The sequence below is a fragment of the Curtobacterium sp. MCLR17_042 genome, from assembly GCF_003234695.1.
Lineage (GTDB): Bacteria > Actinomycetota > Actinomycetes > Actinomycetales > Microbacteriaceae > Curtobacterium > Curtobacterium flaccumfaciens.
Window position 1 is genome coordinate 21,153 of the sequence record NZ_QKTD01000015.1, and the last position, 15,446, is coordinate 36,598.

General features: G+C 71.7%; 15 protein-coding genes. 4 read left to right on the plus strand and 11 right to left on the minus strand.

Features of this window, described 5'->3' with window-relative positions; genetic code table 11:
- Positions 1 to 6: 6 nt before the first annotated feature.
- Positions 7 to 2,751, minus strand: coding sequence for a pyruvate dehydrogenase (acetyl-transferring), homodimeric type (aceE, locus tag DEJ02_RS14290; RefSeq protein ID WP_071405343.1), 2,745 nt, complete (start codon positions 2,749 to 2,751; stop codon positions 7 to 9).
- A 241-nt stretch (positions 2,752 to 2,992) separates the two neighbouring features.
- Here aceE and DEJ02_RS14295 point away from each other — a divergent pair, with 241 nt between their 5' ends.
- Together DEJ02_RS14295 and DEJ02_RS14300 are read left to right on the plus strand one after the other, a co-directional pair.
- A complete protein-coding gene (locus DEJ02_RS14295) occupies positions 2,993 to 3,481 on the plus strand; it encodes a peroxiredoxin (RefSeq protein ID WP_071248033.1) in 489 nt (162 codons plus the stop codon).
- A gap of 56 nt (positions 3,482 to 3,537) precedes the next feature.
- Positions 3,538 to 4,464 carry an alpha/beta fold hydrolase gene (locus DEJ02_RS14300; RefSeq protein ID WP_181440369.1) on the plus strand — a complete coding sequence of 309 codons (927 nt, stop codon included), beginning with the start codon at positions 3,538 to 3,540 and terminating at the stop codon, positions 4,462 to 4,464.
- A gap of 15 nt (positions 4,465 to 4,479) precedes the next feature.
- Here the strand turns inward: DEJ02_RS14300 and DEJ02_RS14305 are convergent, their stop codons facing one another.
- The 5 genes from DEJ02_RS14305 to DEJ02_RS14325 all read right to left on the minus strand — a co-directional run bounded on the left by DEJ02_RS14305 (position 4,480) and on the right by DEJ02_RS14325 (position 8,973).
- Positions 4,480 to 6,066, minus strand: a complete 1,587-nt coding sequence (locus DEJ02_RS14305; RefSeq protein WP_111033507.1) for an alpha/beta fold hydrolase — start codon at positions 6,064 to 6,066, stop codon at positions 4,480 to 4,482.
- Positions 6,063 to 7,049, minus strand: a complete 987-nt coding sequence (locus DEJ02_RS14310; protein ID WP_220038389.1) for an amino acid--[acyl-carrier-protein] ligase — start codon at positions 7,047 to 7,049, stop codon at positions 6,063 to 6,065. The genes DEJ02_RS14305 and DEJ02_RS14310 overlap by 4 nt, the downstream gene beginning before the upstream one ends.
- The gene (locus tag DEJ02_RS14315; RefSeq protein ID WP_111033508.1) at positions 7,046 to 8,221 is read right to left on the minus strand and encodes an acyl-CoA dehydrogenase family protein; all 1,176 of its coding nucleotides are present in this window, start codon (positions 8,219 to 8,221) and stop codon (positions 7,046 to 7,048) included. The genes DEJ02_RS14310 and DEJ02_RS14315 overlap by 4 nt, the downstream gene beginning before the upstream one ends.
- Entirely contained in the window at positions 8,218 to 8,517 is a 300-nt protein-coding gene (locus DEJ02_RS14320; RefSeq protein ID WP_111033509.1) for an acyl carrier protein, read from the minus strand. Before DEJ02_RS14320 ends, DEJ02_RS14315 begins: the two co-directional genes overlap by 4 nt.
- An 81-nt stretch (positions 8,518 to 8,598) precedes the next feature.
- On the minus strand, positions 8,599 to 8,973 hold the full coding sequence (locus tag DEJ02_RS14325; RefSeq protein WP_181440370.1) for a holo-ACP synthase: 375 nt from the start codon (positions 8,971 to 8,973) through the stop codon (positions 8,599 to 8,601).
- A 106-nt stretch (positions 8,974 to 9,079) separates the two neighbouring features.
- On the opposite strand from DEJ02_RS14325, the gene DEJ02_RS14330 reads away from it, so the two are divergent.
- Together DEJ02_RS14330 and DEJ02_RS14335 are read left to right on the plus strand one after the other, a co-directional pair.
- Entirely contained in the window at positions 9,080 to 10,135 is a 1,056-nt protein-coding gene (locus tag DEJ02_RS14330) for a hypothetical protein (protein WP_111033510.1), read from the plus strand.
- Positions 10,132 to 11,706 (plus strand): phenylacetate--CoA ligase family protein, encoded by a 1,575-nt coding sequence (locus DEJ02_RS14335; protein ID WP_258378746.1) that lies wholly within the window; start codon positions 10,132 to 10,134, stop codon positions 11,704 to 11,706. The genes DEJ02_RS14330 and DEJ02_RS14335 overlap by 4 nt, the downstream gene beginning before the upstream one ends.
- Positions 11,707 to 11,724: 18 nt before the next feature.
- Here DEJ02_RS14335 and DEJ02_RS14340 read toward each other — a convergent pair whose 3' ends face one another.
- Genes DEJ02_RS14340 through DEJ02_RS14360 form a run of 5 tightly spaced genes read right to left on the minus strand, consistent with a single transcriptional unit; the run spans position 11,725 to position 15,367 of the window.
- The gene (locus DEJ02_RS14340) at positions 11,725 to 12,276 is read right to left on the minus strand and encodes a hypothetical protein (protein WP_111033511.1); all 552 of its coding nucleotides are present in this window, start codon (positions 12,274 to 12,276) and stop codon (positions 11,725 to 11,727) included.
- Entirely contained in the window at positions 12,273 to 13,253 is a 981-nt protein-coding gene (locus DEJ02_RS14345) for an aldo/keto reductase (RefSeq protein WP_111033512.1), read from the minus strand. Before DEJ02_RS14345 ends, DEJ02_RS14340 begins: the two co-directional genes overlap by 4 nt.
- Before the next feature lie 35 nt (positions 13,254 to 13,288).
- Positions 13,289 to 13,822, minus strand: a complete 534-nt coding sequence (locus tag DEJ02_RS14350; RefSeq protein WP_111033513.1) for a hypothetical protein — start codon at positions 13,820 to 13,822, stop codon at positions 13,289 to 13,291.
- Between the two features lie 43 nt (positions 13,823 to 13,865).
- A complete protein-coding gene (locus DEJ02_RS14355; RefSeq protein WP_111033514.1) occupies positions 13,866 to 14,720 on the minus strand; it encodes a hypothetical protein in 855 nt (284 codons plus the stop codon).
- Positions 14,720 to 15,367 (minus strand): SatD family protein, encoded by a 648-nt coding sequence (locus tag DEJ02_RS14360; RefSeq protein ID WP_111033515.1) that lies wholly within the window; start codon positions 15,365 to 15,367, stop codon positions 14,720 to 14,722. Before DEJ02_RS14360 ends, DEJ02_RS14355 begins: the two co-directional genes overlap by 1 nt.
- Positions 15,368 to 15,446: the final 79 nt, after the last annotated feature.

Below are 15,446 nucleotides of genomic sequence, written 5' to 3' on the forward strand. Positions count from 1 at the left end.
GGTTGATCAGCTCTCGCCGCCCGCGCTGCCGGTGGTGCCGGCGGTCACGTCGTGCAGGCGGTACTTGTCGATCGCCTGCTGGACGAGCGCGCCGTCGACCTTGCCCTGGCGGGCGAGCTGCTGCAGCGTCCGCACGACGACCGAGGGGCCGTCGATGTGGAAGAAGCGGCGAGCGGCCGGACGGGTGTCCGAGAAGCCGAAGCCGTCGGCGCCGAGCGTGGCGTAGTCGGTCGGCACGAACGGGCGGATCTGCTCCTGCACCAGGTGCATGAAGTCGCTCACGGCGACGACCGGACCCTCGGTGCCGAGCAGACGCTCGGTGACGAACGGCGTGCGGGCCGGCTCGTTCGGGTTGAGGAACGCCTGCTGCTCGGCGGCCACACCGTCGCGGTACAGCTCACCCCAGCTCGTGACGCTCCAGACGTCGGCCGACACGCCCCAGTCCTCGGCGAGGAGCTGCTGCGCCTCGAGGATCCACGGCACGGCGACACCGGACGCGAGCAGCTGGGCCTTCGGGCCGTCGTGCTCGCTCGCCTTGAGCAGGTACATCCCCTTGAGGATGCCCTCGACGTCGACGCCCTCGGGCTCGGCCGGCTGCACCAGCGGCTCGTTGTAGACCGTCAGGTAGTACATGACGTTCGGGTCGGCGTGCTTCGGCGAGCCGTCCTCGTTCGTGCCGTACATGCGGTCGAGGCCGGCCTTGACGATGTGGCCGATCTCGTAGCCGTACGCCGGGTCGTACGAGACGACGGCCGGGTTCGTCGTGGCGAGGAGCGGCGAGTGACCGTCCGCGTGCTGCAGGCCCTCGCCCGTCAGCGTGGTGCGGCCGGCGGTCGCGCCGATCATGAAGCCACGGGTCATCTGGTCGCCGGCGGCCCAGATGGCGTCGCCGGTGCGCTGGAACCCGAACATCGAGTAGAAGACGTAGACCGGAATGAGCGGCTCGCCCTGCGTCGAGTACGAGGTACCGACCGCGGTGAACGCCGCGAGGGCCCCCGCCTCGTTGATGCCGACGTGGATGATCTGGCCCTGCGGGCTCTCCTTGTAGGCCAAGAGGAGCTCGCGGTCGACCGACGTGTAGTGCTGGCCGTTCGGGTTGTAGATCTTCGCCGACGGGAAGTAGGCGTCCATGCCGAAGGTGCGTGCTTCGTCCGGGATGATCGGGACCACGCGGTCGCCGAAGTCGGGCGAGCGCAGCAGGTCCTTCAGCAGGCGTGCGAACGCCATGGTGGTGGCGACCTCCTGCTTGCCGGAGCCCTTCTTGACGACCTGGTACTTCGAGTCGTCCGGCAGCGTGAACTGCGTGTACTTCGTGCGACGTTCCGGAACGTAGCCACCGAGCGCGCGACGACGCTCGTGCATGTACTGGATCGCCTCGTCGTCGTTGCCCGGGTGGTAGTACGGCGGCGTGTAGGGGTTCTCCTCCAGCTGCGCATCGGAGATCGGGATGCGCATCTCGTCGCGGAACTGCTTGAGGTTGTCGAGCGTGAGCTTCTTCATCTGGTGGGTCGCGTTGCGGCCCTCGAAGCTCGGGCCGAGGCCGTAGCCCTTGACCGTCTTCGCCAGGATGACGGTCGGCTGGCCCTTGTGCTCGGTCGCGGCCTTGAACGCGGCGTAGACCTTGCGGTAGTCGTGGCCACCGCGCTTGAGGTTCCAGATCTGGTCGTCGGTGTAGTCCTTGACGAGTTCGAGCGCCTTCGGGTCGCGCCCGAAGAAGTTCTCGCGCACGTAGGCACCGTTCTCGGCCTTGTACGTCTGGTAGTCGCCGTCCGGCGTCTGGTTCATCAGGTTGAGGAGCGCGCCCTCGGTGTCGCGGGCGAGCAGGTCGTCCCACTCGCGGCCCCAGACGACCTTGATGACGTTCCAGCCCGCACCGCGGAAGAACGCCTCGAGCTCCTGGATGATCTTGCCGTTGCCACGGACCGGGCCGTCGAGTCGCTGCAGGTTGCAGTTGATGACGAAGTTCAGGTTGTCGAGGCCGTCGTTCGCGGCGACCTGGAGCTGCCCGCGGGACTCGACCTCGTCCATCTCGCCGTCGCCCAGGAACGCCCAGACCTGCTGGTCCATGGCGTCCTTGATGCCGCGGTTCGACAGGTACTTGGCCTGCTGCGCCTGGTAGATCGCGTTGATCGGGCCGATGCCCATCGACACGGTCGGGAACTGCCAGAAGTGCGGCATGAGGCGCGGGTGCGGGTACGACGACAGGCCGCCACCGGCGTGCGACTTCTCCTGCCGGAACCCGTCGAGCTGGTCCTCGGAGAGGCGCCCTTCCATGTAGGCGCGGGCGTACATGCCGGGGGAGGCGTGGCCCTGGAAGAAGACCTGGTCGCCACCGGACGGGTGGTCCTGCGCGCGGAAGAAGTGGTTGTAGCCGACCTCGTACATCGCGGCGCTCGACGCGTACGTCGAGATGTGCCCGCCGACCCCGATGCCGGGACGCTGTGCGCGGTGCACCGTGATGGCCGCGTTCCAGCGGATCCAGCGGCGGTACCGGCGCTCCAGCTCTTCGTCGCCGGGGAACTCCGGCTCGTTCTCCGGCGCGATGGTGTTCACGTAGTCCGTCGTCGGGACCATCGGCACACCGAGGTGCAGTTCCTTGGACCGCTTGAGCAGGCTCAGCATGATCTCGCGACCGCGCTGGTGTCCGTGGGTCTGGACCAGCCCGTCGAGGGACTCACGCCATTCGGCGGTCTCCTGCGGATCCTGGTCGTTCGCCCCGGCGCTGTACGGGTCCTGGTCGTTCACCGTCACCCTTGACCTCGTTCGTTCTCGTGGTGGTGGACATGGTGGCTCCGGTGGTCGGGTCGCGACCGGCTGGGGCCCCGTCCACTCTAGGCCCCAGGACCGACGCTGATGCTGATGGTGACGTGCAGGTGGACGGGTGCTTGCATTCGCGTGTCGTCGGCGTAGCATGGCCGATCGTGCACACGCGATCCGCGGCGCACGGACCCGACGGGCACACCCCACGCCCGAGGAAGAAGCACACGTAGCGATGGCACTGGAGATCGGCTCACTCGCGCCGGACTTCGAGCTCCCGAACCAGTTCGGTGAGCACGTCCGACTCAGCGACTTCCGCGGCAACCGCCCGGTCGCACTCGTCTTCTTCCCGCTGGCGTTCTCGTCCGGGTGCACGAACGAGCTCTGCACCCTGCAGGACAACATCACGATGTTCCAGGACCAGCGCATCGAGCTGCTCGGCATCTCGGTCGACTCGAAGGCCACGCTCCGGTCGTTCGCCGAGACGAACGGCTACGACTTCGAGCTGCTCGCCGACTTCTGGCCGCACGGCGCCGTCTCGAAGGAGTACGGCGTGTTCCTCGAGAACAAGGGCTTCGCCACCCGCGCGACCTTCGTCATCGACGTGCAGGGCCGCATCAAGGCCTCGATCATCACCGAGCCCGGCCTGCAGCGCGACGTCGCCGAGTACAAGGCGGCCCTCGACCGGCTCGCCGCCTGCTCGGCACCCGTCCCCGTCGGCTAGCGTTCCGAATCCCTCCTGACGGACGCGTCCGCGTCGACGGTCGGACAGGAGGCCCGGTGCACGCCATCGACACCGACCCACGTGGTCACGGGGTCACCGCTGACGCGTACGCCCCGTACCCGGTGCGCGTCACGCCCGGCGCCTGGGGGCTGACCCGCACGGTCGTGGAGGCCCCGACCGGACCCGTCGTGGTGCACCACCGCGCCGGCCCGGACCCGCTCCTGCTGCTGCACGGCGTCGCCGGCTCCTGGTCGACGTGGACGCCGTTGCTGCGCGCCGCGGACGGGATCGGGGACCGCGGGCTGGTGCTCGTCGACCTGCCCGGCTGGGGGTCCTCGCCGGCTCCCGACGGTCCGCTCGGGCTCGACGCCGTCACGGGTGCCGTGTCCGCGGTCCTCGGTGCGCTGGGCCTCGGCGCGGTCGACGTGGTCGGGCACTCCATGGGAGCGTTCGTCGGGTTGCACCTGGCGGTGGTGGCGCCCGAGCGGGTGCGGTCGCTCGCCCTGGTGTCCGGTACCACGGTCGCGACCGCCGGCGCGGCTCGGCACCCGGTGCGGGCGCTCGGCACCCTGCCGGCGTTCACCCTGCTGCGTGCGGGCCTCACGGTGACCGGTGGCACCGCTCGTCCGCTGCTCCGGGGGATCGCGCGGATCGGTCTGCTGCCGCTCGTCGCGGCGCCGGTGTTCACGCACGTGCGACGCCTGGACCCGAGCGTGCTCGAGGCCTTCGTCGAGGAGCTCCGGCCGGAGCAGTTCACCGAGGCGGCACGGTCGGCGGCGGCGTACGACGTCGACCGGTGGCGTGCGATCACCTGCCCGGTGACGGCGATCGCCGGACAGGACGACGTGTTCGCCCGCGTCTCGGACCTCGAGGCGCTGCGGGTGCTCGTGCCGCAGGTCCGGACGGTGCTGCTCGACGACTGCGGGCACTTCGCCCACGTCGAGCGTCCCGACGCCGTCGCGCGGGAGCTCGGCCTGCGCTGAGCCGGTCGGGCCGCGTCAGGTGTGGACGGGGAACGTCGCCGCGACGCGGGAGCGCACCTCGGCGACGACGGCCTCGCGCATCGTCGGGGAGAACAGCGCGTGGTCGCCGTCCTCGACGCGGACGACGGACACCGAGCCGCGACGGTCGTCACCGGGCCAGCGCCGGACGGCCTTCTGCCCACCGAGCCGGTCGAACAGGGCGGCGTCCTCAGGCGCGACGATCACGACGACGTCGGTGCCGTGCTCGACGAGCGGGCGGACGTGGCCGACGACCCCGCCCATCCGGTCGCGACGGGCGATGCGGTCGCGGACGGCCGTCGGCACGAAGCGGTTGTACCGCTCGCGCACCCACATCCGGGCGGGCGACGGGGCGTCGATCGCCCGGACCCCGTCGGCGTACGAACCGGGCTCGGCCGGGACGCGACGGTAGTCGTTCGGGCTGATCTCGACGACCAGGCGCGGGGCCTCCTCGACGGCGCGGCCCGCGACCCAGGCACCGGCGCACATGCCGACGAGCACGAGCCGGTCCGAGGGGGTTGCGAGTGCGGTGACGACGGCGGACTGGTCCTCCACCCACTCCTGCGCGAACAGGAAGCTCCGCTCGTCCTCGTGCACGCCGGTGCTCTCGCCGGTGGCACGGCGGTCGACCCGGACGACCCGGGCGCCGTCGCGGGCGAGGGCGCGGGCGAGTTCGACCTGGTAGTCGGTGGCCCCCACCCGGTGTTCGGCGCCGCCGCTGTGGAGCACGACGACGGGGGCGTCGTGGTGCTGGGCGGACGAGACGGTCTCGATCCCGAACAGCCCCTGTTCGCCGAGGTGGACGATGCGCTCCGACACGCGGCCGTCGACGTCGAGGACCTCGTCGAGGACGGGCGTGCGGACGGGCACCGCCGTCTCGGGCGCCCAGGTGTCGAGCCAGGCCACGACGGTGTCGACGGCCGCTCCGGCGATGCGGGCGTGGATGCTCGTGCCGTCGAGGAGCTCGGCGCTGCCGGTGACCTCGGTCACGTCGACGCCACCGAGGGGCTTCGGCGGCCGGGCACCCGGGCGGACGAGCGCGACGGTGGGCCCGGTGCGCGGGGTGAAGGCGAGGTCCGCGAGCGCGGCGGCCTCGTCGGGCTCGACGTCGAACCCGATCAGGCTCTCGACGCCGTCGACCACGCGGTCGGCACCGATCGTGATGGTCGCGAGGGCGCGCTGCCTGCGGAGCCACCCCTTGCCCGATGCCGGTGCGTCCCAGACGACGAGGCCGTCGGTCTCCGCGGCGGCGTTCGCCGCGACGAGGGCGGCCGAGGCCAGCCCGACGAACGCGACGCGCTGCACACCGGTCGTGCGGAGCACGGCGGCGGCGTGGCGCGCGGACCGGACCTGCGCGTCCGGCGTGGTGTCGGGTGCGCCGTCACCACGTCCGGACGGGTCGTAGCGCACCGAGGCGATGCCACGGGCCTCCAGGCGGTCGGCCAGCAGACGGAGCGTGCGGTACGCGATGACGCCCTCCTGCCCGAGCGGCGGGCAGATGACGACGCCGGCGCGCGCGGCGGCGGGGAGCTGGACCGCGGCGCGGATCGCCGGCGATCCGGACCAGCCGTGCAGCGTGGTCACAGGGCGAGGGCGGCGCGGGCGGACGCCGGCCAGGCGTCGAGGTCCGTGCCGTGGGCGGCGAACAGGGCGATGGTGATGCGTTCCAGGCCGAACGCGATGCAGGCGCTGTGCGCGACCTCTCCGTCCTCGGTGCGGAGGCCGAACGAGGTGCCGAAGTGGTCCTCGTGCAGGTTCGCGGAGCTGATCGCGGTGGCGTCGTGGTCGGGACCGTAGACCTTCGTCACGAACTCGAACTTGAGCGCCTGCTCGACCTGGTTGCGGGCGAGCATCTGCCCGACGCGGCCGAAGAAGGGGTCGTTGGCCGGGACGACGTCGATCTCGAGCCCGAACGACTCGAGCAGCGCGCGCATCACCGGGATGCTGCCGTCCCGGTGGGCCGCTGCGGACGCGGGGGTGCCGACGTGCACGAACTCGTGCATGTGGAAGGCCTGCAGGCGCATCGGGTCGAGCGAGGGCTCACGGCGGAAGGAGTCGCCGAGGACGTCGAAGAACCGGCCCTGCTGCGGCACGGTGTCGCCGATCAGGCCGTAGACCGGGTGGCAGACCGCGGGGGTGAGCATGAGGTCGGCCGGCTCGAGGAACCCCTCCCAGCGCTCACCGCGCTCGCGGGCGGCGAGCAGCGCGCGGTGGGTGCGGTCGTCACCGGTGAACCCGGAGATCGACGCGGCGAGGTCCGGGAACGACGCGATGTAGTCGGTGCGCTCGAAGGACGCGAGCGGCTCGACCGGCGGGAAGCGCAGGACCTCGGCGCCGAGGTGCTGCTGGCTGCGCACCGCTGCCGCGTCGACGGCGGCGTAGACGCGCTCGAAGACCCCGGTGCGGCCGTAGAGGCCGGGCGTGCCGAGGTCGAGGAGCACGCCGTCGGTGAGCAGCCGGGCGCGGAGGGCGGCGCGGGCGGCGTCGAGCGCGGCGGTGGCGTCCGCGGCGGCGGTGTCCGCGGTGGTGGTGTCGGTGCTGTGCGTGGTGGTGTCCGTGATCGTCACAGGATCACTCCCGTCATGATGGCCAGGTCGGCGTCGTTCTTGAGGAGACGGTCGTTGCTCACCATGACGGCGGCACCGTGGGCGTCTCGGAGGTGTCGGGCGATGCTCATCGGACCCGAGGCGGCGTAGCCGGCGATCCCGACGATGCGCAGCGCCTTCGTGACGATGTCGGTGACGCGCTCGGACGCACCGATCTTCAGGGCGTTCGCGGCGAGGGCGTACGCGCTCGAGGCCAGCACGTCCGGGTCCTCGGCTGCGACGTCGAACCGTTCGGCGGCGTGGCGCACCGAGTCGGCCAGGGCCTGCAGGTCGACCAGGAGCTCGGCCAGCCGCAGCGCACCGGGCGGGGTCGTCCCGACGGCGGCGCGGGCCTGCTTGCGGACGGCGCTGCGGGCACGTTCCGCGGACGAGACCGCGATGCCGAGCCAGACCGAGGCCCAGAGCACGTGCGACACCGGCAGGACCGTCTGGGCGGAGATCGCAGCGTAGTCGTCGCGGAACACCCGGTCGGTCGTCGTCTCGGTGTCGAGGATCCACCCGTTGCTGCACGTGCCGCGGAGCCCCATGGTGTCCCAGGCGGACGTCTGCGACAGGACCATCGTGTCGGTGCGGCAGATGAGCAGTCGCTGGTCCGATGCCGGGGCGTCCGGGTCGCGGCGGGCGGTGACGAACACCGCGTCGGCCTCGGTGGCGTACGAGATCACCGGCGCGTCCTTGCGCAGGCGGATCCGGCCGTCGTCGGTCGGCTCGATGGAACACGTGGACCGCCGGGCGTCGCCGCCGACGCCACGCTCGGTGGTGGCCGACGCGACGAGTGCCCCGCCCCGGACGGCCTCGATCGTCTCGAGCACGCCGGCACCGTCGCCGCCGTGCCGCCAGAGCGCCATGACCTGGCCCTGGTGCATCGCGAACACCATGCCGGTCGCGGCGCAGGCTCGGCCGAGTTCGGTCGCGATCGCGGAGAGCTCCGCCACGGATGCACCCTCGCCACCGTGCTCGGTCGGCACCGCTGCCGCGAGCAGGCCGTACTCCCGCATCGCGGCGATGGCCTCGCGCGGGGGCCGGGCGTCGCGGTCGACCTCGTCGGCGAACTGTGCGGCGACCTCGGCCACCGCGCTCGCACGCTCGGCGAAGCGGTCGACGACCGACGGTGCCGGCAGGACCAGGGTCACGAGGCGAGCTCCGCGGCGAGCTCCGCCGCGGCGACGATCGACTCGACGGTCGCGAAGGTGGACCGGTTCAGCACGGAGTCGGGGAACTCGACGTCGAGGTCCGACTCCACCGCGAGCATCACGTTGACGGTGGCGTGCGAGGTCAGGCCGAGGGCGTAGAGGTCGGCGATCGACGCGACGTCCCACGCGTCGACCGTCAGCCTGCCGTGCTCGGCGAGGGCGCGACGGACGGCCCGGTCGGTGGCCGGGTCGGCGATCGTCGCGGTGGTGCTGGAGGGGTTCGGGTCCTGTTCCATGACTGCAACCGTAAAGAGGAACGGCCCTCGGGAAACCGCCGTGCCGGTGCGGGAAACCGCACCCCTGTCCGGAGCGCCGGGTCAGCGCTCCGAGAGGGCCACCGCCGTCGCCACCGCGAGCCCCCGTTCGTGTGCCAACGAGACCGCGATCGGGCCGCACCCGATCGACTCCGCCAGGGCCGCGGCCGCCCCGGACAGCTCGACCGTGGGGGCGCCGCCGGCGTCGAGCACGACGGCGATGTCCCTCAGCGGGATCGCCTGGTCCGGAGCCGGCCGGAGCAGTTTCACGACGGCCTCCTTGCCCGCGAACCGGGCAGCGAGGCGCTCCGGGTCGTCGCCGGTGTCGGTGCGCTCCCGCAGGGTGAACACCCGGTCCAGGTACCGCTCGCCGTGCGCCGTCACGGCGTCGACGACGTCGTCGACCGCGGCGAGGTCGGTGCCGGTGCGGATGGTCATCACGAGGAGCAGGCTACGCACCGGTTGTCCACAGTGCATGCCCTGACCGGCATGGGGCACGCCGGGGGTTCGTATGATCGTCGCCAGGGACCACCGAGGGGGAACGATGGCATCACCGTGGACGGGCATCATCGAGGACGCGCGGCACTACCCGTCGCCGCACAACTCGCAACCGATCGTCGTGCGCGTCGAGGACGACCGCACCGCGACCGTGTTCTACGACCTGCGACGGGGGTTGCCGGCGGAGTCGTTCGGCATCCCGTTCGGGCACGTCTGCGCCGGGGTGTTCCTGGCCGGGCTCGACGTGGTGGCACGGGCGCACGGGTACACCGTGCAGGAACGGCTCGACCACGCCGAGATGGACTTCGGTCGGCTCGACGCTGGTCCGGGGCACGACGCGACGGCGGACGACCGCCTGCACCGGCTGGGCACGGTGACGTTGCGTCCGCACGTGGTCACCGCGGACGACCGGGAGGCCCTGGCCGGCTTCCTCGCACGGCGCACCTCACGCAGGCCCTACGACGCAACGCTCGTCGACGCCTCCGCGATCGAGGCCGCGTCCGCCATCGCGTCGGCCGCCGGGCAGCGCTTCCGCACCACCGACGACCGGGCCACCGTCGACGAGATCGTGCGCGTCAACCAGGAGACCCTGTTCGACGACCTGCAGCACGACGCCGTGCACGACGAGATCCTGCACTGGCTGCGGTTCTCGAAGCGACAGGCAGCGGCCACCGGCGACGGGCTGTCCGCGGAGACGATGCTCATGCCCGGCCCGGTGCTCCGGTTCGCCATGGAGCACCGCGGACTCTGGCAGGCCCCGGGCATCGGCGGGGTCTTCCGCAAGGTGTACCTGTCCACCATGCGGGGCGTCCGACAGCTCGCCTGGCTCGAGGGACCGTTCAGCACCCCGGCCGAGTACGTCGAGGCCGGACGGGTCTTCATGCGCATCTGGCTGGAGTTCTCCGCCCGCGGCATCGCCATGCACCCCTTCGGCACGGTGATCACCAACCCGCGGTCACACGCCGCGTTCGTGGAACGTGCGGGCGTCGACGAGTCCGACGGGCGGATGGCCTGGATGCTGTTCCGCTTCGGACACAGCGACCCGCCACCCCTGGCACACCGCCGACCCGCAGCATCGATGACCGTGGGCGGTGCCCGGTGAAGCGCGCAGCGGTGTTCTCGGTGGTGTGGGTGGTCGAGACCTTCGTCGCACTGTTCATGCCCCGGGTCGGCACCCACAAGCTCCTGCTCACGCCCGGCATCGAGCCGCTCCGCTGGACCCTCGGACGCTGGCGCGCCTGGCGGACCGCGGAACGGGCTGCGAAGCGGGTCCCCGCGTACCGGGCGTTCCTGGCGGAGTCCGGACGGGCCTCCCGGCTCGACACCCGTGGCGGGATCGCCGCAGCGATCTCGGCGCTCCCCGAGATGGACAAGGACTCCTACGTCAAGCGCTGGAGCATCCCCGAGCGCTGCATCGACGGACGCCTGCCCCGACGCGGCGTCGTCGTCGACGAGTCCAGCGGCTCGAGCGGCACCCCGACCAGCTGGGTGCGCGGCCCCGACGAACGCCAGGCCACCCGACAGCTGCTGCAACTCGGGTTCTCCCGCACCGCCAAGGACCTGTCGAAGCAGCCGTTCGTGCTCAACGCCTTCTCGCTCGGGGCCTGGGCCACCGGGATGAACGTGACCGCTTCGCTCACCGAGTCCTCCATGATCAAGTCCATCGGACCGGACCGCGACAAGATCGTGCAGACGATGCGCGAGTTCGGCACCGACTTCACCTACATCATCTGCAGCTACCCGCCGTTCCTGAAGGCCCTGTTCGAGGACGACCGACTCGACTGGAGCCAGTACACGATCGTCGCCGCGTTCGGGGGCGAGGGCATCAGCGAGAACATGCGCGCCCACATCGAGCAGTACGCGCAGGCCGTCCTCGGCTCCTACGGGGCGAGCGACCTCGAGATCAACCTCGGCATCGAGACACCGTTCAGCGTGCAGCTCCGCCGGGCGATCGCCGCCTCACCGGAACTCTCCGCCGCCCTGACCAAGCAGGGCGAGTACGGGGTTCTGCCGATGGTGTTCCAGTTCAACCCGTTCGGCTACCTGATCGAGACGAACGACCTCGGTGAACTCGTCGTGACCATCGCCCGCTCCGAGAACATCAGCCCACGCATCCGCTACAACATCCACGACCGCGGACACGTCGTGCGGATGAAGGAACTCCGCTCCGTACTGCGGGCGACCGGACACGCGGCGCTCGCCGCCGAGGCCGAGCTCGACCTGCCGCTGCTGTTCCACTACGGCCGGTCCGACCTGTCCGTCGACTACAACGGGGCCGTCGTCGCACCCGACGTGGTGCGGGACGTCGTGTACGGCGACCCGGAGCTGCTCGAGGCCGTCGAGAACCATCGGCTGATCAGCTACGAGGACGACCGCGGTGACCGGCAGCTGCACATCGCGTTCCAGCTCGCCTCGGGTGCCGGCGGGTTCGACGCGGACGCCGCCCGGGGCGCCGTGATCGCCGAGCTGCGCCGGTTGAACAAGGACTTCTCGAACGCGATCCGCACGGCGCCGCCCGGCACGCTGCCGACGGTCGCGTTCTACCCGTACCGGACGGGGCCGTTCCGCGAGGACGGCAAGAAGCTCAAGAACGAGTACGTGTGGCAGCTGCCGGCCGGGTCGGTCGAGCAGTGGGACCTCGACCTGTCGTGGGTCGCTGCGAAGGAGGCCTGAGCCGAGCCGGTTCCGGCGCTAGTCGTACTGTGGCGGCCAGTCGAAGGTGGCCGGCAGGTGCGGGACCTCGCCGACGGTGGTGACGACGAGGACGACCTGGCGCAGGTCCGTGAGCTCGATCGAGCGCGGATTGCCGATCCTCCGGTGCCCGTCGACCCACACCGTCAGTTCGCCGCGCAGACCACCGACGTGCTCCGGACCGAGCGAGACGCCCCACTCGTCGAAGAACTGCCCGAGCGTGAACGTCTGCTCCGTCGGGGACTCGACGTGCACGATGCCCGACGTGTCGTGCGTGTGGATCTCCGCGGCGAACTTCCGGCTGTCCGAGTGCCCGATGTTCGCCGGGACGGTCACCGGCTCGTCGCCGTCCAGGATCGTCAGGTGCGTGTGCACGTGCTCGGCCAGCCGTTCGCCCCAGACGTTCCGGAGCCCGGCGGACTCGGCGCGGGCCGTCAGGTCGGTCGGCCGTGGCCAGGGTGGAGCGTCGCGGGTGGTGACCGCTCCGGGTGCGGCGCACCCGGACAGCAGCAGGAGTGCGGCCACCGCGACCGCGACGCTCCGCAGGTTCACCAGCGGTCGTGGACGCTCGCGCGGAACCACGTGTCGTACAGGTCGTGCACGGTGGCGTCGAGGCCCTCGATCGGCGGCAGGTCGCCCGCTGCGGCGTTCGAGCGCGCCTGCTCCGGGTTGCGCGCGCCGGGGATCGCCGCGGTGACACCGTCCTGCGCGAGGATCCACGCGAGCGCCGCCTGCGGGACCGAGACGGCGTCCGGCAGGGACGCCGCGAAGGTCTGCGCAGCACGCACGCCGTCGTCGTAGTCGACGCCGCTGAAGGTCTCACCCTGGTCGAAGGCCTCGCCGTGGCGGTTGTAGTTGCGGTGGTCGCCCTCGGCGAACGACGTGTCGGTCGTGTACTTGCCCGAGAGCAGCCCCGAGGCCAACGGGACGCGCGCCAGGATGCCGACCCCTGCCTCCCGGGCCGCCTGCAGCACGCGGTCGAGCGGCTTGAGACGGAACGCGTTGAGGATGATCTGGACGCTCGCGACGCCGGGCCGGGCGATCGCGGTGAGGGCCTGGTCGGCGGTCTCGACGCTGACGCCGTAGGCGGCGATCGAGCCGTCGGCGACCAGCGCGTCGAGGGCGTCGTAGACGGCGTCGTCCTCGTAGACCGGGGTCGGCGGGCAGTGCAGCTGGACGAGGTCGAGGGTGTCCTGCCCGAGGTTCTTCCGCGAGCGGTCCACCCACTCGCGGAAGTTCGCGGCGACGTAGTTCTCGGGGACCTGGTCGGCGCGACGGCCCATCTTCGTGGTGATCGTCAGCGGCACGTCGGGGTTCGCGGCACGCCACGCGCCGATGAGCTGCTCGCTGCGACCGTCGCCGTAGACGTCGGCGGTGTCGAACAGGGTGACGCCCGACTCGACGGAGGCGTCCATGACGGCGTTGGCGTCGGCTTCGGAGACGGGACCCCAGTCACCGCCGAACTGCCAGGTACCGAGACCGATGGGGGAGACGGAGCGGCCGGTGCGGCCGAGGGTGCGACTCTGCATGGGTCCGAGCGTAGTCAGACGCGCGTGTGCGGGGTTCAGCCGATCGTCGAGACGCCGCGGCGCAGGAGCGCTCGCGCTGCCCGGGCGCGGGGGATGACCCAGACGGCTGCCCACAGGGCCATCGCGCTCCAGAGCAGGATGAGCATCGTCGTGATGAGCGTGCCGTACTGGTCGCGCATCGACCAGGTCATCGCGATCCACAGCACGCCGAGGACGACCTTGCCCCAGCCGGCGCCCTCGCGGTCGGCCTGGGCCTGCACGAGCGGGATCCACTGGTCCGCCGGCACACCCGCAGGCACCTGCCCGTCGGCGATCCACTCGCGCACGACGATCGACCGTTCGTAGCCGCCCTCGGCGCGCCAGGCACGGCGCTGCAGGACGACGGCGATCGCGGCACCGGCCACGGCGGTCGGGATGCCGGCCGAGACCAGGACGGTGGTGGTCGCCTCGGTCCACGAGGACAGGACCAGCATGACCAGGACGACGGCGAAGGCCGCGCCCGTCACACCGGCGCCGAGCAGGCGGAGCCGCCCGGCTTCGTCGAGGACACCGACTCCGACACCGTTCACGGGGGAGAGCGTACCTGCGGTGATCGGGGGCCGGGGGCGTTCGTCAGCCCAGTGCCAGCAACCAGCACATGCCGGCGGCGGCGAAGGCCATCGCCCAGCTCACCAGGCTGCCGATCAGGAAGTACTCGGCCTGGTACCCGGTCGTCTCGCGGCGGATCTCGGGGAACCGGACGATCCCCTTCGCGGCGATCAGCGCGGCGACGACGGGGAAGGCGCCGGCCAACGAGAACCCGGCGAGCAGCAGGCGCTCGATCGGACCGATCATGCGTCCGCCCTTGAGGGTGACCGTGCGGTCTGCGTCTGCGTCTGCGTCCGACGCCCTGCCGGTGCGTCGTCGGCCGAAGCGCTTCGGTCGGCCGGCTGCTGCCGCCGCCGCTGTGCGCTGGGCGTCCGGGGAGAGTTCTGCTGGCAGCGCCTGGGCGACGACCACGTTGGCCGAGTCGACCAGGAACAGTGCGGACCCGATGCCGGCGACGAGCGCCGCGAGCGGCACCGCTCCGACGAAGGCCGGGCCGGCGTCACGGTGCCAGTCGACCACGAAGCCCGAGGCGTCGGCAGCCGGCGCCCAGAGCAGCAGCGCGGCGACCGCGACGGCGAGCAGGACGGCCGGCCAAGACCCGGAGCGTCGGAGCCAGGGGAGTGCCCGATCGCGACCGCCGGGTGCGCCCCCGGACCGCACCGGGATCGTCGTCGCGACCCACGCGGCTGCGAGGACGACCGTGACCAGCACCGACCAGACCGCGAGGCCGAGGCCGAGCACCGCCACGGTCGTCACGGCCGCCCAGAGCAGGACGATCACCGTGGTGGTCAGCACGCGCCGTGGTGCCGCGTCGGTCCCGGTCCGTGCGCGGACCACGTCGGCGAGCCCGACGAGGGTCAGGAGGACTCCGGCGAGCATCAGCGGCCCCCGTCCCCGAGGACACGCAGGCCCTCGACCAGGGCGGCGACGCCCGACTTCTGCACGGACTGGGACACCGCCGACGGGGTGATCCCCTCGTCCGCGGCGATCTGCGCTTGCGTCCGGCCCTGCACCAGACCGAGTGCGATCCGGCGGGCCCGGGGCGCGAGCCGCGAGACGACGTGGTCGCGGCTGAGGAAGTAGGCGTTCACGAGTCGCTCCGTCGTTCCGTGGCGGTCGTCGGCGTCGTGGTACCAGGACCGCAGGAACGCGGTCCGGCCGTCCTCGCGCCGGTGGGTCTCGTTGATGGCGTCCCGCGCCGACCACCAGCCCGGGCCGTCCTGCAGCGGGCCGCCGGCGCCGCCGGTGCCGATCGTCCGGACCTGCCCGCGGCCGATGCCGAGGCGGATCTGCACGGTCGGGGGGAGTGCGAGGGTCGCGGCCGTCGTCGCCACGAGGGCGTCGGTGAGCGTGGCGTAGATGACCTGGAACTCGTCGCCGACGGTGGCGCGGAGGGGGTCGAGTGCGGTGATGTCCGGGGTACTGTCGAAGGCGTGCTCGACGTCCTGCTGGGCTGCGGAGCGGTCCTCGAGCGTGCGAGAGTCGACCAGGTCGACGATCACGGCGATCACGGGCTCGGACTGCATGGGTTAAGCGTAGAGCTTCATATCGTCGAAAGTAAGTCTGGGGCTAAACCATTTGGGGTGGCCACGCTCGCCAGCGCGC